Source organism: Paenibacillus polysaccharolyticus (genome assembly GCF_900102085.1).
Taxonomy (GTDB): Bacteria; Bacillota; Bacilli; order Paenibacillales; family Paenibacillaceae; genus Paenibacillus; species Paenibacillus polysaccharolyticus.
In genome coordinates, this window is record NZ_FMVM01000009.1 from 147,435 (window position 1) to 169,956 (window position 22,522).

A 22,522-nucleotide genomic window follows, 5' to 3' on the forward strand; every position below is an offset into this window, starting at 1 on the left:
AAAATTCATGAGAAATTACGAGTGAACTCGCATCACCTTTTTTGAGAAAACATACTAAAGCGGCATGTCCCTGGTTATAAGAAACATGCCGCCCCATTCTTCCTTCTGACAATATCAATTATTGCATGCCTTGCATGATCGCATTAATGATATTTTGCTGTGTTACCGTATTGTTAAACCGGTTGAACAGCGCGAATCCATGCTGGCCGTTGAACCCGTTGTCCCAATAAACCGGAACCATTTTATATTTTTTCGCCTTGGCAGTCACGGCTTTGGCATAAACCGCTCGATAGGTACTGTTGCTGGAATCGTAAGAAGATTTGTCAATGGAACCGAACTCACCCATAACGACTGGATAACCTTGAGTCACAAATTTATCGTACATAGATTTGAACTGAGATTCCAAGTAATCCTCTTGCCCCCATGTCGATCTTTTGGAAGGATTCGTCGCGGTAGCTCCCCATTGCGTAATGTTTCCATTTTCTTCACCAGCAAAATCCCATGGCGAGTAATAGTGTGCCGAGATCATGATTCGCTTCTGAGAGCTTGGAATGGCGGAAGATCTGAAATTATCACTTGGAACGACAAAACCATAATTGCCCACAGTGTAGTCTATGTTTGTGTTCCAGCCTGGAACAAGCAACCATCTTGCATTGTTGTTGCCACCTGTTTTGCGAACGGTATCCACAAAGATCTGATTGTACGCATTCAAGTTACCATAATAAGACGTATTCGGATTGTTGTAATTTCCGTCAAACACCTCATTCATAGATTCAAAAATCAGACGTTCGTTATAATTACTGAACTTGTTGGCAACTTGTTGCCACACCTTTTGATACTTCTCACGAATAACGTTCTGATTGCCACTGTTCACATGTAACCACGAGCCCGGAATCGAGTGGAACCCGTCTCCATGCATATTGATGACTACGTATAAACCTTCGTTATACGCATAGTCCACCACTTGCTGTATACGATTAAGCCAAGATGCATTCACTGTATAATTGGGAGCGCTTCCAATATAATTCAGATAAGAAACCGGAATACGAATCGTTTTGAAACCTGCCGCTTTTACCTTTTTGATCAGCTCAGGTGTGATCGTTGGATTGCCCCATGATGTTTCATTCGGGGTCCCGTTTACGGTAGCTTCCAGCTGATTACCCAGATTCCAGCCTGCCCCCATCTCCGCCGTAATCTGCGCAGCGGTTAACGATCTCATATCAGCGGCCGATGCTTTGGAGCCCCATCCCGCAAACGCCGCTGTGGCCATAAAAAGCAGTGCCAAACTGGCTATGCCAATTTTTTTAAACGTTTTCGTCATAACGGTACCTCCGCTTATTTTATTTTAGAACAAGCAGTGCAGTTATTCTAGTAATTCATCTAGATGGTTAAAAAATGGATTGATTGAAGAAATACGAAAATATATTCCTCCCTTCTCTATGAATAGAGTGGTGAGCGAAAAAACGGTTCGCACCAACATAATACCACAATTATGGTAAATAAAGTTCATTCTCTTGTCCTTTTTGACAGGTTTTTACACTTTTCAATCCTATTTGAAATGTTCAATCAGCCAAGCCAGGAATTGTTCCTTCTCTTCAAACTGAGGATAATGCGCGGACTCATGAAATATAACCAGTTCTTTCTCGGGTGCTTTCAACTTTTGCAAGTAATCCTTGGCAGCATTAAGGGTCGTCATATAATCATATTGCCCCATTAGGAAATAAGTCGGAACTTGGATCTCGTCTACAATCTCAGGCAATGGGTGATCCAATGCTTCTTGCACAAGCCGATCTTGCAACTGGAGAACCCCTGTATAAAATCGAATGACATCCCATCCGTTGTGCTCGGGATTTATTAGAAATCCTTTAACATAATCAGCATTCTCGTTAATGAGTCTGGCTGAACCGCCATATTTTTGCACAAACGTTCGAGGAGTCAGTCCTTTCCCTTGCTGCACAGAATCACGCAATAACTCTAATTGTTTCACATCCGCTTTGTTTCCTGCCGCGGTTGCCTGCTTTATCGTATAATCCAGCGTCTCCATTTCACTCTGAATGGTGTCGGCCACCTGTCCGATTCCAATATAAGCTTCAAACTGTTCTGGAGCCTTCGCAACCGCCTTGATGCCGATATACGTCCCAAAAGAATGCCCGACCAGGATCACCTGCTCTTGATGAAGTTCCTCAGTAACATACTTTGTCAGAGCGATTAAATCATCTGCAAGTACATCGGTTGTCAGCTTTGAATAATCCGCTGTAAAATGGAACGACTTTCCGCTACCGCGTTGATCATAATGAACAATTGTAAAATACCGCTCGAGCTCACGCTGATATTCTCTTACATAAGGAATCTCTGAGTACCCAGGTCCACCATGAACAAATAACAATACCGGATTGGCTCGATCCGCTCCCCTGATCATCACTTCGTGCCCTTCACCGTTGATGTCAATCTGCTCTATACGGCTTATACTGTTCTCCCCTTCGATACTCGGTGTCCATGTAGGAAAAATGAGAAAAACTACGAACATTCCTACGACGGTAAAGAAGGTATATTTACAGACTTTTGCTATCTTTTTTCTCATTCGTTCTCCTTTAATTTTAACGGATACATCCAATGAAAAGCCTCATTCTGTAACTCATCCTGAAATATGTAATTGTGATCCGCACCGACAATGCAGAGAATTCGCTTACCTGCGTACTCCTTCATCGCATTTTTCACTCGCTGGATCATAATTTGGTTACGAACCTGCCAGCGCATATTTTGCGACTTGGGGCTAACCTTACTTAACCATTCATATTTCATTCTAGTAATTTGATCGAATTCATTCGAATTAAACGGAATGTTCCCATACGAGCTAGTTTCCATTTGCTTTATAAACCAGGCATCATCCTGCTGCTCTAGTTTCTTACGTTCTTCGACTCCATACCCGATAAACGGATCAAAGTCATGCCACACATCGAGTTCAAACCAATCAATAGGAACAAAAGTAATGCGATGTTCTTCACACAATGGAAAAATCAGTTCCCAATATTCACTGGCTGGTTCTCCCCAGTATCCCTTGTCTTGTGGATCATTTATATACTTCTGCCAGCTCTGTGGGTGCACCTCACCACAAATCACGTCAGGTTTGAATTCGTGAATGATCCGCTTGTATAGAGACAGCGAACAGTTGTACCGCTCTCTAAGTTCCGCGTTATGAATGGTTCCTAACAAACCAACCGTCGTCATCCGTTAAGCTCCTTTACCATATGAATATCTTTGGGCTCTTTGGTGTACAGTTCTTCGTCCACCTCTCCTGTCATCTCACTGCCCTGGCTTTGATAAAAAGAAACCGCTGATCTCGTTTCGGTTGACGAGATGTACAAGGACCGCGCTCCACGCCTTCTTGCCTCTTCACTTAAAAAAGCAAGAATGCGTGTCCCAATTCCCTGCCGTCTGTACGCTCTGGAGACATACATGAGATCGAGCTGCAACTGATTCTGCTCTTTCCCCCTAAATTGATGGGCAAGTACACCAAAGCCTACTAATCTCGTACCATCAAAAGCCCCATAAGCCATCCCCCCTTGCTGCAATTCATAAATATAGCGATCCTGCATCTCTTCCAGTTGCCCCTGATCCCAATTCGCACACTCATGATCTTGTTTGTGCTCAACTAAGCCCTGATCAGTTACCTCATAAATGAGGTCGATATACTCAGAACGGTCAACTTCATGTAACTGTTTTACATGATCCAGGTTCAAGATTTGGTATGTAATCATTCTTTTGTCTCCTTTTTATTGGCCCAGTATGGTGTACCCCTCAAGATTTTAGGGTGGTAAACATAATATGACCATTGGTTGATGAGAATGCTACGTTCTGATCTATAAATCGTTTAGCTCCAGTGATCGTTGGCGGAAGTTCAACAGCACATTCAAGCAAAATGCGCGCAGGAGTGTCAAAGCCTCCTGTATAACAGTTCTCCCAGTTCTCTTCTTCAAAAGCTCTCAGCCTTACTTTGTCATCTTGCCAGTAATACTGGCTGTAATCAATTGTTCTCATAAAAATACCTCCCTCTAAACGATGTATGTTGACTTTGTGATTCATCTTATTTTCAATCTGTAAATAATTTCATCATCCGAATTGGTCAGATTCTCGCTTACAAATGACATGCTTGTATATAAGTGCTGGGCAATATGGTTATCTCGTTCAACGGTCAGAGAAAGGACGTGACATAACGGATGTTTATCGGTGAGAAAATCGATGATGGCTCTTAAAGCTCGTTTTCCCATCCCTTGCCCTTGGAACTTCTTGTCGATCTGAAAGCCGCCAATCCAATAATTATCTAAACTCTCAGGTGTATAACTCAAATAAAAGAATCCGATTACTTGATCTTCTATCTGCAAAACGTAAGGATCGAATGCTTCATCCCATGGTTTAATATAGGCATAAGCAAGTCCTTCCGTAATACTTGGAACCAGATGTTTTTGGTTTTCATGTAGCGAAATTTCTATAGCCTGTTCCCAATTATAATTACTACACCTCGATTGAAAATACGGCAACTTGTTTCCCTCTGATGTCGACGTCCTTCTCATGGGTCATGCCATTCTTTTCCGCGACCCGCATCGAGCCTGCATTTCCGTGTTGGATCAAGGAAATCAAACGTTTCTCTCCTTGTTGCAAACCGTACTCCTTCCAAGCTTTAGCTTGCTCATACCCGTAGCCTTGTCTCCAATAGGGCTCTCGCACCCAATAACCGACTTCCAGCTCATCGGTTCCATCAATCACTTGCGGTATCAATCCAGACGTTCCAACAAGCTGCTGATCTTCTTTGTTAAAGGCAAGCAAAAGTCCTTTGCCTCCCTTGTTCCATTGAATAAACTTCTCTAGTGTCTGCATCGTTTCTTCTTTCGTCCATGGATTTCCGTGGCGAATGTATTTCATCACATTTGGTTCACTTGTCATCATATATAAATGTTCAAAATCATTCTTAGTATATTCACGAAATATAAGCCTTTCTGTCTCCATCCTATACACCACTCCTCGCTTTAACATCCCCATTTGGTCTTCTAAAGTTTAAAACGGCAACCTTCAAACGTTAGATCATTTTGGATCAGATCAATAGCTGCTGAGATAGCGTTTTTTTGATGATCGGACAAGCTACCTTTGTCTCCGTTCCAATCTTTCAACCACCAGAAGAATGAACTTATATTTCGGTACTCCATGAATAAAGGAATCCGAGCGATCCATTCCTGACTTATTGGCTGTTGTTGCACATACCCTTCCAGAAAAGCGGTCAGAAACGTCTTCGCGAACTCATCCTTCGTTCCCCACTTCGGATCATGCGCCCCCCACCATACCGCATGTGCAGCCGCGATACCAATATCCAGAGCATACCAGCCGCGTATCGCATCATCAAAGTCAAAGACATTAAGCTCACCCTGATCAATCAAAAAATTATAAGGATGAAAATCATAATGAATTAGGCCATAACCCTCGGCCTCTCTGGGCAAATCCGTCAGTTGTTGCTCCAATGCTCGAAGCTTCCCTAGGAGCAAGGCATAGTCACCTGTATGCAGATGTGGATTCTCCAGTTCCAGTGGCGCCCAGTCCGCTCTGACTAACCTCGGATCTTCGGGTTGATAGCTTTGTGTTAAATGGTGTAACCTGCCCATCACGCTCCCCCATCGAGTAAATAAATCCGTATCCCACACACTCCAGTCATAATCAAAAAAATATCCGGTCGCCCCTTCAAATACCGTGGCAACATAACATTTCTCTTGATCACGGCATACAGCAGTCAGCTTGCCTTCTACTGTAAGAATGGGTAATGATGCACGAACCCCCTTGGATACCAGATAGCGAACCCAGTGAACTTCTGCCTGAATAGATGTTTCATAAGCTGCCGGTTTCTCCGATAACCGAAGAAAATATGTTTTATTTTGCTGATGGTATTTGTAAACCACATTCGTGGATTGACTTACTAAAACCAGTGAGTCCGGAGCAATGCCAAAGGATTGAGAAGCTTGTGAAAGTATTGCTGTAGGCACCATATAATTTACTGCCTTTCTTCGGTATACATTCAATTTATCCGATTACAATCCCGCTAGTAATTTTCATGTTCGGAGCATACGTCATATACGTGTGTTCATTGAATTCCCTGGCAAATCTCTCTTCTGCCTCATACTGATGGATGGCTTCCTCGGAAGTTAATCCTCGTCCAATAAGGTGGGCAATGGCTTCTTCTCGGTTACCCGGGAGAGCCCCTAACCCTTCTTCTTTTAACGCGTTATACAACGTATGTTTATCCGGTTCATCCATCTGTTGATCTAAAAAGTTCACACGATCGCTTACTCGGCATTCCACGCCTCTAACACCAAGCTGACTGAGCAGTGTCGGAATCTTCATTCCTATATTCCCGTCTTTGCCACTCTCTCCGGCAACCTGCTCATACAACTTCTGAAGTACGCCCAGGTGCACAATGCTGGACTGCTCCATACCGTCTATTGCATAACTCGCCATGTTGGCAATCCAGTGTGGCTCGAAACAAATCACTCGGCCTCCATCCACCACACTGCCAATCATCTTTTCTAATATCACACGTGGTTCTGTCATATGTAACAAAAAAGCATGACTTATCGCGATGTCATAAGCTCGTTCGAACTGCACCGTTTCAATGTCACCTTCTATGAATTCAGCCTGATAAGTTGTGTGTGCGTAGAGTTCTTTCGCATGTTTAATCAGTTCTGATCCTTGATCTACTCCCGTGTACCGTGAGCCAACAGGCAGGAGCGGGAGTAACTTCAGTCCCATGTAACCAAAACCACATCCATAATCAATCATATGTACAGCTTGCTTAATCTTCCAAACGCGTTCAACCAAAAATTCGAGATAATCATCGTTATAATAAAGCCAGCGTGTATTTCTCAGATACTCTATTTGGTTATCCCAATAATAATCCGACAATAGTTACACCCCTTAATTGTAAACGCATTCACATTTCCAAAGGACTTCATCTAACTTCATTTACAATTCAATACATCTCATTCTACTCCTAAAATATGTCATAGTCTATCCAACTTCAGGATGATCTGATCCCGTACTTCCAGCAATTATCACCAGACGGACAGTTTTGTTCTTACGTCATTATCATCCGTAATATAATCCAGCGCTTCGTATCCCATTCTCTTGATATGCTCAAACATTTCTTCCCGTATTTTAGCATCTTTAATGTATACCGCAACGTAACTGCTATCTATGACAAGCAATGCAAGCTGACAATCACTCTCTGCATAGTCTTCATATGTCTCTATATCTATAATTGCTGTACCTCTCGTATAGGCTTTCAGATTGGCAAAGATCAAATAATACTTGTTATCATCAATCATTGTCTGCAACTCTTCTCCTGCCATGCCCATAACCCGGTCTGGAAAAAGACTCTCTCCCAAGCTATTCTTAACCACTAAATAGGACTCTTCCCCGCCAACAAACCAGTCATAATCCGCGATCTTGATCGGTTTCAGGATTTCTCCCAAAAAGCTCCCATATTCATTTGGAATTTGAAATTGTATGCCTCTTGTCATACTGCCTCCTCTTAGTTTTACCCTTTCACTTTCTGCAAAATGATATCGATCACTTCATCTGTTGCCAGATGATCTGTCGCAATTCGGGTTTCGAATACATCTGCCTTGAACGCTTCAACACACTTCGGAGCCTGTTGATATTGCCATCCGCCGAATTCATCTCCACGCTTGGCAAGACGCTTATATATCGTCTCTAGTTCAGCCGTTAGACAAAAATGATGTAGGTCCGGGTCGATCTCCTTTAACCCACTATAAATGTAATCAAAGTTATCTTTTTTATAGAGCGTCATGGGAACAATCAGATGTTTATTGTATTTTTGCTTCACCTCTCTCGCAGCGTTCACCGTCAACACTTTCCAGAGTTCAATATCCTGAAAATCATCGGTGCGCTCCTGTTCTTCCCGATGTTCCTCAGGCAGAAGCTTTCGGATCATATAACCAATCTCTTCGGGATCATAGATCATGCTATTTTCAATTCTTGGCTGTAGCGCCTTCGCTGCTGAGGTCTTACCGGAACCAAACGCACCATTAATCATGATGATCATACACTCACTCCTTCACATCAAATCATATCGGGTAAATACTATATGCCATCTTCAATAAAAATGCAAAATCCCGTCGGGATTGTCCAACAGGATTTTTATAAGCTCTAGCCGCTCAAAATTTTCGATTAAGCATCTCACGCTTCGCACTTTCTTGTGTGAAAATATCCTCTCGGGGTACCATGCGTTTGGGAAGTGTTCGCCCTGCCATAATTTCTTTGGTAGCTTGCATCAGCTGAGGTCCAAGTAACGGGTTACATTCCACCACGGCATTAATCTGCCCGTCCGCCAAACTCTGCAGTGCTTTCCGTGAGCCGTCTACCGACACAATAATGATGTCTTCACCAGGTTTCAAGCCAGCATCCTGAATCGCCTGAATAGCACCAAAAGCCATCTCGTCATTATGCGCAAAAAGGACTTGTGGTCGCTCCTCTTCCCGAACCTGAAGAAAACCTTCCATCACTTGCCTGCCCTTGTTTTCTGTGAAATCAGCAGGGGCACTTTGCGAGAACAAGATCTGGGCTTTATCTCCTAAAATGCTTCGAAAGCCCTCTCCCCGCTGGATAGACGGCGTTGATCCACTTGTGCCCTGCAATTCAGCAATGCGAATCGTTCCTGGCATATTCCGTAGCCGATCCTGAATATACTTTCCGGCTTTCACACCCTCTTCATAGAAGTCCGAGCCGATCGTCGTTACAAACAGAGAGGTATCTTGAGCGTCAACGGAGCGGTCTACGATGATGACAGGAATTCCGGCTTGCTTCGCCTCCTGCAGAATATCATCCCAGCCCGATTCCACCACCGGTGCAATCGCGATCACATCTACTTTTTGCTTGATAAACGAACGAACAGCCTCAAATTGTTTCGTCTGAGACTGCTCTGCATTTTTTATAATAAGGGTAATCCCGGATTCCTTGGCGGCATCCTGAATGGAGGTGGAATTGGCGATTCGCCAAGCACTTTCCGTACCCAGCTGCGAAAAACCCAATATGATTGGTTCTTTGGATGGCATGTTATATTCCTGTGATTGCATCCATTCCTCTAACGAGGGCAGGGATTCAACGTTTGAAGGGACCGGAAGAGGTTTGGGTTTGGACTCGGACTCAACCAGGGTGCAGCCTGAAAGACATAACAGTATCAGTAGCAGTACACACAACCCAATCGCATTTGTTTTCACCAATTCCCTCCCCCTCTTACATCATTTATACCAACCAAGTCTGCCAGCCTCTCACTACATTCTGATCTGACGTGCTTTTCTTAAATGTGTGTTGAGAAATTAAACTCATCAATGGTTATAAAGTAGGTTAATGCAATGATTTGGCGGATACTCGCCGTTCACTGAGAAGTCGTTGGAATAAAATAAAGACAAACAGCATCAAACCGATCACAATTTTCGTCCACCAGGAGCTGAGCGTGCCTTCGAAACTAATTATAGTTTGGATAACCCCCTGGATCAATACACCAAGGAACGTACCTGCTACGTAACCAACGCCGCCCGTCAGCAATGTCCCCCCGATAACTACCGCAGCAATCGTATCCAGTTCCAGACCCATGGCGTGTAATCCATAACCCGACAACATATAGAACGTAAATACAACTCCTGCCAGTGCAGAGCAAAAACCGCTGAAGGTATACACCAAAATTTTGGTGCGTGCTACAGGTAGACCCATCAGCATGGCCGATTGCTCACTTCCGCCAATGGCATACACATTACGTCCAAAGCGGGTGTAGTGGGCAAGGAAGATGGCAAGCAATAAGACGATCAGAGCTATGATTACATTAACGGAAACGAAGCTGCCTTCAGGTAACGGAATCTTGGCTTGTGCAACGTCCGTATAGAACGAGTTGGTAATCGTAATGGTGTCGGTACTGATGACATAACAGAGTCCCCTTGCCAGAAACATACCGGCGAGTGTCACGATGAAGGGCTGAATTTTAAAATAATGAATAATGGCTCCCATCAATGTACCAAATACCGCACCCATTATGAGCACCATGGGAATGACTACGGTAGGCGACCAGCCTTGTTTTTCAACCAAACTCGCACTAATAATCGTGGTCAGTGCAATGACCGAACCGACGGACAGATCAATGCCGCCGGATACGATGACAAAGGTCATGCCAATTGCCGTCACAATGAGAAAAGCATTGTCAATCAACAGATTAAACAGTACTTGTGTGGAAAAGAAACCCGTGTAACGGAACGAGCCAATGGCAATCATAACAGCCAGTAAGCCAAAGGTGACCAGAACCGGGAGCAGCTTTCGATTAAGATACATGGCGATTCACCCCTTGTTCAGCTGGAAACTTCCGCTTTTTCAGGCGTTCTGCCATGGACTTGCGGAAAGCATCGGATTGGATTAGACATACGGCGAGCACAACAAAGGCTTTGACAACGAGTGTAACCTCAGGCGGTACACCAATCATGTAGATGGTTGTCGTTAAGGTCTGGATAATGAGCGCACCGACCACCGTGCCCATCAGATAGAAACGTCCACCGTTCAGCGAAGTTCCGCCGATGACGACGGCTAGAATAGCGTCGAGCTCATACCACAGGCCGGCGTTATTGCCATCCGCACTGGATACGTTGGAGCTTAGAATCAGTCCCGCAATTCCGGCACAGAGACCACAGAACACGTACACGGCAAGGATAACGGTTTTGGAACGAATGCCAGCAAGTTGGCTCGCCCGTGCGTTATTCCCCACCGACTCAATAAACAGTCCGAGTGCTGTTTTTCTGGTGAGAAGTACAGCAATAAGCAGTACCGTCAGTACGATGAAAATTGAGAAAGGTAACGCCGCAAGTGAACCCGCGCCAATGTACTGATATTGTGCATTGGACACCGTTATAATCTGTCCGTCGGTGATTAATTGCGCAACACCTCGGCCAGCCACCATAAGAATGAGCGTTGCAATAATAGGTTGGATTCGAGCTACGGATACCAGCGCCCCGTTCCACATACCGAGGACCAGGGAAAGACCGATGGATAACGCAAGTGCACTCAGAACAAGCCAAAGTGAACTTTGATCTGTTCCTTTACTGATCGTCATACAAGCCATCGCGCCAGAGATCGCTACAATCGAACCTACGGACAGATCAATACCGCCGGTTGCGATGACCAGTGTCATACCTATGGAGACCAGAATCAGCGGTGCGCCGAAATTAAGAATATCGATCAAACTGCCATATAGATTGCCTTCACGTATCACCAGCGAGAAAAAATCGGGTGAATAAATCAAGTTAAATAATAAAAGTAAACCGAGCATACATAACGGCCAAAACAAATGATGTTTTCGCATCCTGCTCATCATGACGTCAACCTCCTGCCATCGCTTTCATAATTTGCTGCTGATTGATCTCTTCTCCACTGAGCTCTTTCACTTTCTTCCGGTCTCGCAACACCGCTACCCGGTCGCTAACCCGAATCACTTCTTCCAGCTCCGACGAAATAAACAGAACACCCATGCCTTGCTTCGACAATGAGAGCACCAGCTTCTGTATTTCCGCCTTCGCCCCGATATCAATGCCGCGTGTAGGCTCATCAAGGATCAGCAGATCGGGATTCATCAATAACCAGCGTGCAAGCAATACTTTCTGCTGATTGCCACCACTCAGGTTTTTGATCAGCTGCTCCGGATTTTTAGGATGAATATGCAACAGATTGATATATCTCTCTGCAAGCTCATCCTGCTTTTTGCGCGAAATAGGCTTCGACCAGCCCCGTGTCGCCTGATAGGCAAGAACGATATTCTCCCTGATCGTCAGATCATCGATGATGCCTTCGGTTTTGCGATTCTCCGAGCAGAAGGCAATATGTTGGTCAATCGCATGCCGCGGTGACTTTACTGAGTTACCTGTGTCTGCAACCGTCAGCTTGCCTTCATCCGCACGATCTGCGCCAAAGATCAGACGAGCAATCTCCGTACGACCTGATCCAAGCAATCCAGCCAAACCCACAACTTCGCCCTTACGAATCGTTAAATCGAATGGGTCGATGGCTCCTTTTCGTCCGAGCCCTGTCGCGGTAATCATGATTTCCCTTGCGTCTGCCTCCACTTCTGTCTCTGACTTTCCTTCACCTGTTTGCTTAGGAAGATCCTCTAGTATTTCGAGTTCTTTACCAATCATCTTGAGTACGAGTTCCATACGTGGAAGCGATGCAGCAATGTATTCCCCTTCGAGTTCCCCGTTGCGGAGCACGGTCAGACGATCCGACATTTCGTACACTTGGTCAAGAAAATGCGTGACGAACAGAATCGCCAGTCCTTCGCTTTTCAGCTTGCGCATAATCTGGAAAAGTTGCTGCACTTCATTTTTATCCAAACTGGAAGTGGGTTCATCTAAAATAAGTACTTTAGCCGAGATGCTAAGTGCTCTTGCGATGGCGATGAGTTGCTGTACCGCTACCGAATAAGACTGCAGAGGCGCTTTCACGTCGATGACCAGATTTAATCGTTCACGTAACAGCTTCTCCGCATCCTGGTTCATCTGTTTCCAATTGATTCGGCCATACTTCATCGGCTCCCGCCCGATATAGATGTTCTCTGCTACCGTCAGATTCGGACAAAGATTCACTTCCTGATATACCGTACTAATCCCCGCTTTTTGCGCCTCTAGCGGCCCTGATATGGCAAGCGTTCGATTGTCCATCGTCACCGTGCCTTCGTCAATCGAGTAAACCCCTGTCAATACTTTGATCAACGTTGATTTTCCCGCGCCATTCTCACCCATCAATGCATGAATCTCACCTGGAAACAGGCGAAAACTGACGTCAGAGAGTGCTTTAACGCCTGGAAAACGTTTGGTGATCCCCGTCATCTGCAGGATCGGTGCGTGATGATCCTCCATATCCATCTCTCCTTTATTGTAGAAGCCGTTCGCATTCGAACGGCCATCCGATTGGGATAGAAAAAAGTCATTTAGCGACAGTGAGGTCGAAAAATGACTTTTCGGTGTTAACCGCAGCTGCTTTTAATATTGCCGTGATGGCAGTGCTTCTTTGGCTTGCTCCGATGTAAAGGTCGTTTCTTCCGTGACGATACGCGGCTCGATCTCTTTGCCGTCCACCACAGCCTGAACCGCCTCCATCAACTGAGGTCCGAGCAGCGGGTTACATTCGACGATAAAATTGATTTTGCCATCGGCAGCTGCCTGCATACCGTCTTTCACGGCATCAACCGAGATAATGGTGATATCTACACCTGGTTTTAATCCCGCAGCTTCAATGGCCTGAATGGCCCCAAGTGCCATGTCGTCATTGTGTGCATAGAGAACGTCGATTTTTTTATGAGCTTTGAGGAATGCTTGCATAACTTCTTTCCCTTTGGCACGTGTAAAGTCGCCGGATTGGGACGCGATCACTTTCAGCTTGGCATTGGAACCAATAATCTCCATAAAACCTTCCTGGCGATCATTCGCTGGAGCAGAACCTGTTGTACCTTGCAGTTCAACAATATTGATCTCCTCTTGTGCATCTTTATACTTATCGCTCAGCCACTGGCCTGCTTTACGTCCTTCTTCTACAAAGTCGGAACCGATAAACGTCTTGTACAAGGATTTATCCGGCGAATCTACGGCGCGATCCGTCAGAATGACCGGGATGCCTGCATCCTTTGCTTCTTTTAAGACCGTATCCCAACCGGACTCCACCACCGGAGAAAAAGCAATCACAGTCACCTTCTGTTGAATAAAGGAGCGCAAGGCTTTGATCTGATTTTCCTGTTTCTGCTGCGCGTCCGAGAATTTCAGATCATACCCGGCTTCTTTGGCTGAGTCCTGAATGGATTTGGTGTTGGCTGAACGCCAGCCGCTCTCCGCTCCTACTTGAGAAAAACCAAGTGTAATCGTCTTGGAAGTCGCAGGTGCACTTCCGCTATCTCCTCCAGAACTCGCTTGATTTGTACCAGATGTCCCATTACCGCTGTTACACGCTGTACTTACAAGCATAACCATCGCCAGTGTGATGGCGAGTCCCCACTTTTTTTTGCTTCGCATCATGTGATCCTCCCTTTTTCAGTTCACCTTGTGTGGTGTGATCACATTATAAAACGCTTACATCGTTTACTAACATGGAATGTGATGTGAATTTTATGTAATAATTTAGTAATTGTGGAGGACATGTCATATAAACGTGTAATTTTTTTAGTGAATGGTGTACTATTTTGCGATACGCTTTCATTGTTCAAAATCATGTTATAATAATATCACCTTTAGATCCTGATTCCTTCAGATGGAGTGGAATACGTTGAAACTTGTTAGGTGGATAGCTTCAAGCCTCAGACTTAAATTACTCAGCATGTTTATCATCCTCAGTTCTGTACCGCTGATTATCGTTGGATTAATTTCGTACCACAAGTCATATACCGTTGTATCGAATCACAACAAAGCCTCCACCCAACTGGCTGCGGACCAGCTTGCCAGAAATATTGACATCATGTTTGAAGATACGGAGCGGCTACTAGAACTGGGCAAGAATCCACAAGTTCTACAGTATTTGTACGCACAATCCGAGTCGTATGGCGAAGCCAAGGCTATTTTACAGACCTACAATCTTTACCGTGAAACCTACAAATACGATAAGGTACTCAACATCTCATTTGTTAACTTCTATGGCAAAGGCATCAGCGAACGAAAAGGAGTATTCAAGCTGGAACGCAACCCGCTTCGCAATCCCTATTTTCAGTATCTGGTACAGTACCCAAACGCTATTTTGCGAATTCCTCATGCTGCACCTTATGCTGAATATAACCGTTTGGATGGATTCGCGTACCCAAAAGAGAATGCGCTTTCAATTATGACAACCGTCAAGGAACGCATTACACATGAAGTCATCGGCTTTATTGTGATTGATATGAATGATTCATTCATTGATGATTTTTTGACAACGACGAAAATTAAAGATTCCGGCTTCTTCTATATTAACGATCAATATGGGAAAACACTTTTCACACCGCCTGCGGGCGAGGCGTCTCTCGCCATCATCAACCAGATCAATTCCGTGCCTCTACACGCAGAGCAAGACAGCTTCAACTTGTCCGCAGGCTCGAAACCGCAGTTTGTCGTATATAGTACATCCAGGCAGACGGGATGGAAAATCATCGGAGCTGCGCCTTTTCAGGAAATTATTACGGAGGCCAATGGCATTCGCCAGCTAATTATCATCAGTGTTTTATTAAGCGCATTTTTTGCGATTTCTTTATATTTTTTCCTGAATAACAGACTCATTCATCCCATACAAATTCTCATGAACAAGATGCGTAAAGCGGCTAGCGGATATCTGGAGGTCAAAGTCACCCCTACCGGTTCGGACGAAATCGCGGATTTAGGGCAAAGCTTCAACATCATGCTGGAGAAAATTAAAACGCTGATTGACCAAAGCATCAAAGAAAATGAACAAGTCAAAATAGCCGAATTACGAACGTTGCAAGCGCAGATTAACCCGCATTTTCTATACAATACGCTGGAGTCCATCATCTGGATGGCTGAAGCCGAAAAAAAGGAAAGTGTGATCAAGCTGGTTCAGGCGCTCTCCAGGTTCTTTCGGTTGGGTCTGAACAAAGGCTTTGATTGGGTATCGATCCAGACAGAGCTTGAACATGCGCGCAATTATCTGGTAATTCAGCAGATGAGGTATCACGATATTTTGACATACGAAATCAAGGTCGAACATGAGCTTCAAGAGTATCCCATTCTGAAAATGACACTACAACCTCTGATCGAAAATGCCATCTATCATGGAATCAAAAACAAACGGGGTCAAGGACTCATCTCGATTCAGGGATACTCGGACGATACAAGCATTGTGCTCACGGTGCGTGACAACGGCATTGGTATGAACACCGAACAACTGACACAGTTGAGAGAAAAATTAGATCAACCTGCTGGTTCCCGTTCTCCTCAAGAAAATGAGCAAGACGGCGGGTTTGGTCTGCTGAATGTGCATGATCGCATTCGTCTCTATTTTGGCCCATCCTATGGTGTTGAGATGGAGAGCACGTATATGGAAGGAAGTACATTTCAGATTCGCATCCCCAAAAGCAAGGAGGTTCAGCATTGAAAAAGGTAATGATTGTCGATGATGAGATCGGGATTCGGGAGAATATACGCAACAGCGTACAATGGGAAAAGGAAGGTTTTCACTACTGCGGAGATGCACCGGATGGGGAGCTGGCTTTACCCTTAATCGAAGAATGGGCACCTGATATTCTCATTACCGACATTAAAATGCCGTTTATGAACGGTTTAGAGCTGGCCTCTATCATCCGTGCGCAAAAACCTCATATCAAAATCATTATTATGAGCGGACATGATGAGTTCAGTTATGCTCAGGAGGCAATCCGGCTTGGCGTTACTGAATATTGTCTTAAACCCGTCAGTGCAACAGAACTTCTTCAGATATTGCATGAAGTCAGTCAGAAGATGGATGAAGAAGAACAACGACTGACCAGTCTTACGATGACCAAAGAAAAATTGCTCGCCGATCTGTGCGGTGGGCTCATCGGTACATCGGATGCCATCGATTCTGCCAAAAAGCTCTCACTATCTCTTTCTGCCAAATTCTACACCATTGTCATTATGGATATCAGACCCCATGATGATTCTCAAAATTCGGAGTTATTATTAAATAAAACACTTCGGATTCTGGAGGAATGCGGTAGCGTTGATGTGGAATTTCTCTCTTACATTCGTAGCCGGACGGAACGGGTGCTGTTGCTTAAATCCAGCTCCGAAAACCGTATTATGGCTTATCTGGAACAGCTTCGAGGACAGATACGTCTGGATCTGGAGCAACAATTCAACTGCAGTGTCGTTATTGGCATTGGAAGTCATCAGGAACGCCTGCAAGGCATTCATGTTTCCTATCTGGAAGCAGATGAAGACAAATATATCACGCGTTTGACCCAGCAAAACAAAGCCTCGTTACGAGAGATTCACCTGGATGAGAAAATGAATATTTTGTTAGATCGCAGCCGGTTTCTTGAATTTCTCAAGATTGGTGACCCCCATCTGCGTGACAGCTTTGTACAGGAATTCGCAGCTCCATTACAGTCGATAGACTGGAATTCTTCATCGTATGGCGTTTATTTGTTAAACGATCTTACCCTTGAATCCTTCCGTCTTGCGAATCAAATCTTTCGTATGGGCGCTGACCCGGACGAGAACATTCGGAGCTTGCAGCAGATGATCCGGGGAATTACAAGCTGGGAAGCCTGTACCCGATACTTGTGTGAACTGCTCGATCAATTATGGCAGCGAAGAGCAGCATCTTCTGGCAAATACAGTGATGTCATTGATCAGGTCAAAGCGTATGTGTCTGGGCAATACAATAACGAGCAGGTTTCCTTGAAGAGTATCTCAGCACATGTGCGTATTAGCCCAAGTCATCTCAGTAAAATTTTCAGCCAGGAAACAGGTCAGACCATAACGGAATACTTAACCCAAGTGAGAATCGGCAAAGCCAAAGAACTGCTGAAAACAACGAGCAACAAGACATTTGAGATTGCATTCAAGGTTGGATATAACGATCCACACTATTTTTCAAATATATTCAAAAAGACAACCGGATTTACGCCCAAGGAATATCGCACACGGGGGGCCGTGGTACCCGATGAATCATCTGTGGACATGAGAAAAGAGCCCATGTATGAGTAAGCTCCAAAGTGCTGGCTGGTTCTTGTTGTTAATCTTGCTTGCATCATCGATAACCTCTTGCACGAGAGCCCCTTCGAGTTCAACGATCCATTCGGATTCAGGTGATTCACATCCCAAAAATCAGGAAGTAAGCCAATATGTTGCTACAGCTGAGGAAGCATCGGCGTCCAAAAACAAAACCTTCGGAATCATCTATCCGATGACCTATCCGACATATGAGATGATTACAATGGATGCTACACAATCTGCTGAAAAACATCATGTGACGCTTACCGTCAACGCGCCGGACGAAGCAAGTACCGAACAGCAAATACGCATTCTGGAAAATATGATCAAACAACATGTTGACGGAATTGCCATCGCTCCTATTGATATTGCCGCGCTTACACCGGTCATTCATAAAGCTACGGCAGCAGGTATTCCGGTGATCACATTTGAATCGGATGCACCTTCCAGCGATAGAATGGCGTATGTTGGAGCGGATAATTATCAAACGGGCCGACAGTTTGCTCAGACCACAGCCAGGCTCCTGAATAATGAAGGCATGATTCTAGTCGAAAGTGGTATGGAAGAGATGGTTGGTCTACAGCAACGTCTGGACGGATTCATTGATTATATTCGTAATGACACTGACATCGAAATTTTGGAAGTCAGATACAATCAAGGCAATGAAGATCGAGCGGTCAACGATATTGAATCCATGATTGATGCGCACCCCCATTTTAATGCAGTGGTGGGGCTGGATTTTGTATCCGTTTCAGCCTCTACCCTTGTTTGGAAAGCCAAAGGCTTGAACCGGCATCTAATCGCTTTCGGTGGCAATTCCATTAGTGAAAAAGGACTGTCAAATGGGCAGATATCAACCGTGATTTCGCAAAATGAGCAGGTATGGGGAACAAAAATGATTGAGACGCTGCTACGTGCAAGCGAGGGACTTCCTGTTGAGAATTTTATTAATACCGGGATAAAGGAAATCAACCAAACTATACTTCCATCTGAATAGTAACGAATTGAAATCACCCTATAGAAATAGCCTTTCAGAGGGCTTCGCTATAGGGTGAAATTTTTTATCGAATCATGTAGAGAGTATTATCTTTTTTAAGACACTTCTGCAACGACTGAAGACCGCAAGCCCTCAATGAGGATAAATAACGTCAAGGCTTGTCCATAGCCCATCGGACTAATCGGTATTTCTTTATAAAACTGGGCATCATGCCCTACAGGTGTTCCATAAGATACTTGCTGTACAACTCCGGTTTCATCAATATGTTGTAACACGGCTTCAAGCGCCCTCATCCCCGTATCAAGATAGGATTCATCCAGGTAGCCGTACCGGATTCCCTTGAGAATTCCGTATCCAAACGCCGCCGTTGCGGACGTTTCTTTATAGGAGTCTGGATCATCCAGTACCGTATGCCACATGCCATCCTCATGCTGCAGCTTGCTAAGTGCTCTCACTTGCGCAGTCGCTGTATCCAGCAGATAAGCCTTGAGCCCATCTTCAATGGGGATGATATTTAGAAAATCCATAACTCCGGCCGTATACCATGCATTTCCTCTTCCCCAATGAACAGCACCATAGTTGTGGTTTTCATTGAAATCCCAGCCGTGATAGAACAATCCGGTTTGTTTATTGTACAGATATTTAATATGCACAAGGAATTGCCGCTTGGCTTCTTCCACATAGGATTGTTTCTTAAAGTGCACTCCGGCTTTGGCCAAAAACAACACCGTCATAAAAAGGGTATCAATCAGAATCTGTCCGTCATTTGCATCTCCCGTGATCATATGCTGAAACGCACCATCTCCGGTCCGTAGCAGTTCATCCATAATCCAGCTGCTCCATTCTTCACAGACACGTTCGTACTCATTGTTTCCGGTCAGCTGGCTTAGTGTCATTAAAGTAAGCAACGGTGCACAGGTATTCACATTTTTCTCGGGTAGTCCCTCCATCAGCCTGGCATCATACCAGGATTCAAGAAAACGAAGCACTTCAGCATCGTTGGTTGCTTCATAGAGCTGAAGGAGACCGTAAAGTCCGACCCCTTGCGGCCATTCCCATAGATGAATGTCGATCAGTCCAATCGGAAACTGCTCGTTGATGCTTGTGTTTTTCATCGATTTCATCGCACCCGATACCTTGCTTATTTTCTCCAGAAGTACCTCTTGATTCGGCATTTTGGCTGTCACTCCCTAGATTTATTGCATACGATTCAACGTTTAATGTCCTGTAATTGCAACTTTCCTCTTACGCCGTAACCTTCATGTACGATTTCCTCTCCTTGGACAAATAAAGGTTTGTTCATTCCCCATTGAACGGAACCGTATATCGGATCGGTCAGGCTAAGCGTCAGAGAAGTACTGTCAAATCGCGGGCTGGAAGAACGAACTTGATCTATAAATTGGCTGAATGATCCGAATTGCGATTCATTTCCTGCTCTGATAATCCATGCGTTACGTAATCCAGGAGAAACAAGCTCACGCTCTCTTGTCACTCCGTTCTTCTCCATTCTCGTTCCATTCGCTGCATATAGAGCCACATACCCTTTATTCAGACAGCCAAAATACCAATGCTCATGTTTCTCCCATGTTGTGAAAAATGATGTAGGAAAATAAGCATGTGTCCAATCCGAAGTATGCGTTGCTGGAATGTCAAACATCATCAAAGCGATCGCTTCATGCTGAACAACGTCAGGCAAAATACCATTTCCAGCCCAGAAACAAGGCCTACCATCCCCATGTTTGTATATCTCTGCGGGATGATTCACCCATACCTGCGCCTCTGGCGACAGGGACAGATGGTTAACATGCTCCTGATAACCTGGCTTTCCTGGTCTAAAGTTTATAATGGAGGACAAAGCGTACTCCGCTGTTCGATAATGATAGAGTCTGGCATACCCTCCCTTGCCCTGCTGATTGGTAAACGTTAACTGTTCATTTTCCTCAAGCAACAGATGTTCCTGATAAGCCGCAGGAGGGATATAATTGGATAAACTCAGAGCCACGTTACTAATCGAATAATTGTTCACATGACCGACACCATAACCGATCCAGCACATAGACGTTGTTCCCGCGGCATAACTCCCCAGCAATTCTTTCTCGTAGCTACGGCCAAACGTGGTTGACATCACCCCTTGATGCATCTGAATCGTAATATAATAAAATAACAAATCCATTGCTTTTTTCGCTTGCTCTCTAAGTTGTTCATTCTGAGCAAACTCATAAATATGCAAGAGTCCAACGGCATCAATGGGAATGTACGCACTAGAATTCCATTCAGCCAATCCTTCTTCCATAAAGCGTTCAAACCATAAAGCAAGCCGCTGCTCTGCCTTCTGACGATGTACTTCACCGGTTTCACCACTATTCGTGAACATTTCTTCCCCAAACAATTGCCCCGCTAACAGTTCATTCGTATGGAACAACAACGCATGATTCTCACTGAAAAACCACATCACATCATCGCCAGGTTCATCGATCCAATACCGATAATTCACGATACTTGCTTTTACCCGCTCCCAGAATGCTTCACTGAACAACCCACTATCTCGTTCATCTCTCCATAGCCGGAACAGCCCTACGAGATAAAAATCACTACAATCCTTCCGCTCTTCAATGCCCTCCACACCTTCTAACAGCATGTTCTCCGCGGCTTGCACATTGCCATTTGTTTTTAGCATAGCGATCGCTGTGTGAATGTTAGAGCTACCCTTCTCGGCAATACACTTCAGAGCCAGCGATTTGCGGGCTTCAATATCTTTGGCTTGTTGAGCAGCCTCATCATATCGGGTATCGTAGGATTGGCAGCCAAACTTCTTGGTGAGCACTACGTTTGAAACCGAAAGGGTCAGCGTGAAATAGACGTAATGATGTCCAATTTCATTGGTATGTCCCAGAACCAGATCCGCTTCCTTCTCGGCGATCTGTATCGTCTTATTTTCGGTGCCATCAAAGAAATTGCCATACTCAACACGCATCTCTCTGACGATATCCGGCAAGGAAAGCGGAAGCTTCAGTTTAATCTGTTCGCCTTTAAAAATATCCGAAGGAAAGTAAGCTTGTTCCAGAGCACGCTCGGCGGATCGCACAGGCTCTACCAAATGGGAAGCAATAGGCAACGAAACTTGCAATTCTTCTTTTCCAAGGTATTCTAAGGCAAAAGCATACATCGTATCTCGTTCAGCCAAATCCTCCCAGCAGGCATAAATCTCATTGATTCCGGCTACAAGATCGGCTTGAATCACGATTTCCTGCTCCTTGTTACGAATAAGTGGCGCAAAATCCGTGACCTGTTCTCCATTGATCCACAGTGTCAGGCTTCCATACGTTTTGATTCGGAATGACGCCTTATGAGCGGTTGGAGAGACCAGACGTGTCGCGGCATAGCTACGTAGATGAGTGGGTACAAACCAGAAACCTGATTTCTCTACTCGCGGATTACCCCAGGGAGAATAAATCTCCCATGGCTTTTCACCCTGTTCTCCACGAAATCGATCTCCCGGACTCGGGAACTCACTCCATTGATCGAAAAATCGGGATACAGGCTGTGATCTTCTATGTTCAACAAACTCCTGCCTGCACGGGTTTTCGTGAATGGCAAATCCATCGATAAGCCAATCATTAATATCTCCCTCCATCGTTGTTGGAACAAACGCAACAGGCTCCGTATATATACCATTGATCAACCAATGATTGATCACTTGATCTCTGCCTAGTTTCATCGGCTTGTAATTCAACGTATCCGTCCCGCCCTGGGTGGATTCTATCAT

General features: G+C 44.8%; 21 protein-coding genes. 3 read left to right on the plus strand and 18 right to left on the minus strand.

The features are described from left to right. Window positions 1–118 precede the first annotated feature (118 nt). The 16 genes from BLQ13_RS14070 to BLQ13_RS14145 form a co-directional block, all read right to left on the minus strand. Window positions 119–1,321 carry a glycoside hydrolase family 5 protein gene (locus tag BLQ13_RS14070; protein WP_090920871.1) on the minus strand — a complete coding sequence of 401 codons (1,203 nt, stop codon included), beginning with the start codon at window positions 1,319–1,321 and terminating at the stop codon, window positions 119–121. A gap of 228 nt (window positions 1,322–1,549) precedes the next feature. Continuing rightward, window positions 1,550–2,581 carry an alpha/beta fold hydrolase gene (locus BLQ13_RS14075; RefSeq protein ID WP_090920873.1) on the minus strand — a complete coding sequence of 344 codons (1,032 nt, stop codon included), beginning with the start codon at window positions 2,579–2,581 and terminating at the stop codon, window positions 1,550–1,552. Further along, window positions 2,578–3,228, minus strand: coding sequence for a hypothetical protein (locus BLQ13_RS14080; protein WP_090920875.1), 651 nt, complete (start codon window positions 3,226–3,228; stop codon window positions 2,578–2,580). Before BLQ13_RS14080 ends, BLQ13_RS14075 begins: the two co-directional genes overlap by 4 nt. Further along, complete coding sequence (locus tag BLQ13_RS14085; RefSeq protein ID WP_090920876.1) at window positions 3,225–3,758, minus strand: GNAT family N-acetyltransferase; 534 nt, start codon at window positions 3,756–3,758, stop codon at window positions 3,225–3,227. The genes BLQ13_RS14080 and BLQ13_RS14085 overlap by 4 nt, the downstream gene beginning before the upstream one ends. 40 nt (window positions 3,759–3,798) lie before the next feature. Then, on the minus strand, window positions 3,799–4,038 hold the full coding sequence (locus tag BLQ13_RS14090) for a hypothetical protein (RefSeq protein ID WP_208606790.1): 240 nt from the start codon (window positions 4,036–4,038) through the stop codon (window positions 3,799–3,801). Window positions 4,039–4,079: 41 nt separating this feature from the next. Next, window positions 4,080–4,538: a GNAT family N-acetyltransferase gene (locus BLQ13_RS14095; protein WP_244159315.1), complete on the minus strand. Its 459-nt coding sequence runs from the start codon at window positions 4,536–4,538 to the stop codon at window positions 4,080–4,082. Then, window positions 4,513–5,004, minus strand: a complete 492-nt coding sequence (locus tag BLQ13_RS14100; protein ID WP_090920880.1) for a GNAT family N-acetyltransferase — start codon at window positions 5,002–5,004, stop codon at window positions 4,513–4,515. The genes BLQ13_RS14095 and BLQ13_RS14100 overlap by 26 nt, the downstream gene beginning before the upstream one ends. Window positions 5,005–5,045: 41 nt before the next feature. Continuing rightward, complete coding sequence (locus BLQ13_RS14105) at window positions 5,046–6,029, minus strand: phosphotransferase enzyme family protein (RefSeq protein WP_090920881.1); 984 nt, start codon at window positions 6,027–6,029, stop codon at window positions 5,046–5,048. 34 nt (window positions 6,030–6,063) lie between these two features. Beyond that, the gene (locus tag BLQ13_RS14110; RefSeq protein WP_090920883.1) at window positions 6,064–6,942 is read right to left on the minus strand and encodes a class I SAM-dependent methyltransferase; all 879 of its coding nucleotides are present in this window, start codon (window positions 6,940–6,942) and stop codon (window positions 6,064–6,066) included. A 149-nt stretch (window positions 6,943–7,091) separates the two neighbouring features. Beyond that, window positions 7,092–7,559 (minus strand): DUF2691 family protein, encoded by a 468-nt coding sequence (locus tag BLQ13_RS14115; RefSeq protein WP_090920885.1) that lies wholly within the window; start codon window positions 7,557–7,559, stop codon window positions 7,092–7,094. Window positions 7,560–7,576: 17 nt separating this feature from the next. Continuing rightward, window positions 7,577–8,104, minus strand: coding sequence for an AAA family ATPase (locus BLQ13_RS14120; RefSeq protein ID WP_090920887.1), 528 nt, complete (start codon window positions 8,102–8,104; stop codon window positions 7,577–7,579). 112 nt (window positions 8,105–8,216) lie between these two features. Then, entirely contained in the window at window positions 8,217–9,278 is a 1,062-nt protein-coding gene (locus tag BLQ13_RS14125) for an ABC transporter substrate-binding protein (RefSeq protein ID WP_090920889.1), read from the minus strand. A gap of 127 nt (window positions 9,279–9,405) precedes the next feature. Then, window positions 9,406–10,380 (minus strand): galactofuranose ABC transporter, permease protein YjfF, encoded by a 975-nt coding sequence (yjfF, locus tag BLQ13_RS14130; protein ID WP_090920891.1) that lies wholly within the window; start codon window positions 10,378–10,380, stop codon window positions 9,406–9,408. Continuing rightward, window positions 10,370–11,413, minus strand: a complete 1,044-nt coding sequence (locus tag BLQ13_RS14135) for an ABC transporter permease (RefSeq protein WP_208606791.1) — start codon at window positions 11,411–11,413, stop codon at window positions 10,370–10,372. Before BLQ13_RS14135 ends, yjfF begins: the two co-directional genes overlap by 11 nt. 4 nt (window positions 11,414–11,417) lie before the next feature. After that, entirely contained in the window at window positions 11,418–12,950 is a 1,533-nt protein-coding gene (locus BLQ13_RS14140; protein WP_090920893.1) for a sugar ABC transporter ATP-binding protein, read from the minus strand. A 123-nt stretch (window positions 12,951–13,073) separates the two neighbouring features. After that, window positions 13,074–14,099 (minus strand): ABC transporter substrate-binding protein, encoded by a 1,026-nt coding sequence (locus BLQ13_RS14145; RefSeq protein ID WP_167375734.1) that lies wholly within the window; start codon window positions 14,097–14,099, stop codon window positions 13,074–13,076. 247 nt (window positions 14,100–14,346) lie between these two features. Here BLQ13_RS14145 and BLQ13_RS14150 point away from each other — a divergent pair, with 247 nt between their 5' ends. The 3 genes from BLQ13_RS14150 to BLQ13_RS14160 are packed head-to-tail and all read left to right on the plus strand — an operon-like array spanning window position 14,347 to window position 18,756. Then, the gene (locus BLQ13_RS14150; protein WP_090920897.1) at window positions 14,347–16,158 is read left to right on the plus strand and encodes a cache domain-containing sensor histidine kinase; all 1,812 of its coding nucleotides are present in this window, start codon (window positions 14,347–14,349) and stop codon (window positions 16,156–16,158) included. Beyond that, the gene (locus BLQ13_RS14155; protein WP_090920899.1) at window positions 16,155–17,753 is read left to right on the plus strand and encodes a response regulator transcription factor; all 1,599 of its coding nucleotides are present in this window, start codon (window positions 16,155–16,157) and stop codon (window positions 17,751–17,753) included. The genes BLQ13_RS14150 and BLQ13_RS14155 overlap by 4 nt, the downstream gene beginning before the upstream one ends. Further along, complete coding sequence (locus tag BLQ13_RS14160; protein ID WP_090920901.1) at window positions 17,746–18,756, plus strand: sugar ABC transporter substrate-binding protein; 1,011 nt, start codon at window positions 17,746–17,748, stop codon at window positions 18,754–18,756. Before BLQ13_RS14155 ends, BLQ13_RS14160 begins: the two co-directional genes overlap by 8 nt. Window positions 18,757–18,851: 95 nt before the next feature. On the opposite strand, the gene bglB is transcribed toward BLQ13_RS14160, so the two are convergent. Both bglB and BLQ13_RS14170 read right to left on the minus strand, forming a co-directional pair. After that, window positions 18,852–19,931, minus strand: coding sequence for a beta-galactosidase BglB (bglB, locus tag BLQ13_RS14165; RefSeq protein ID WP_090920903.1), 1,080 nt, complete (start codon window positions 19,929–19,931; stop codon window positions 18,852–18,854). Between the two features lie 35 nt (window positions 19,932–19,966). After that, window positions 19,967–22,522, minus strand: coding sequence for a hypothetical protein (locus BLQ13_RS14170; protein WP_090920904.1), 2,556 nt, complete (start codon window positions 22,520–22,522; stop codon window positions 19,967–19,969).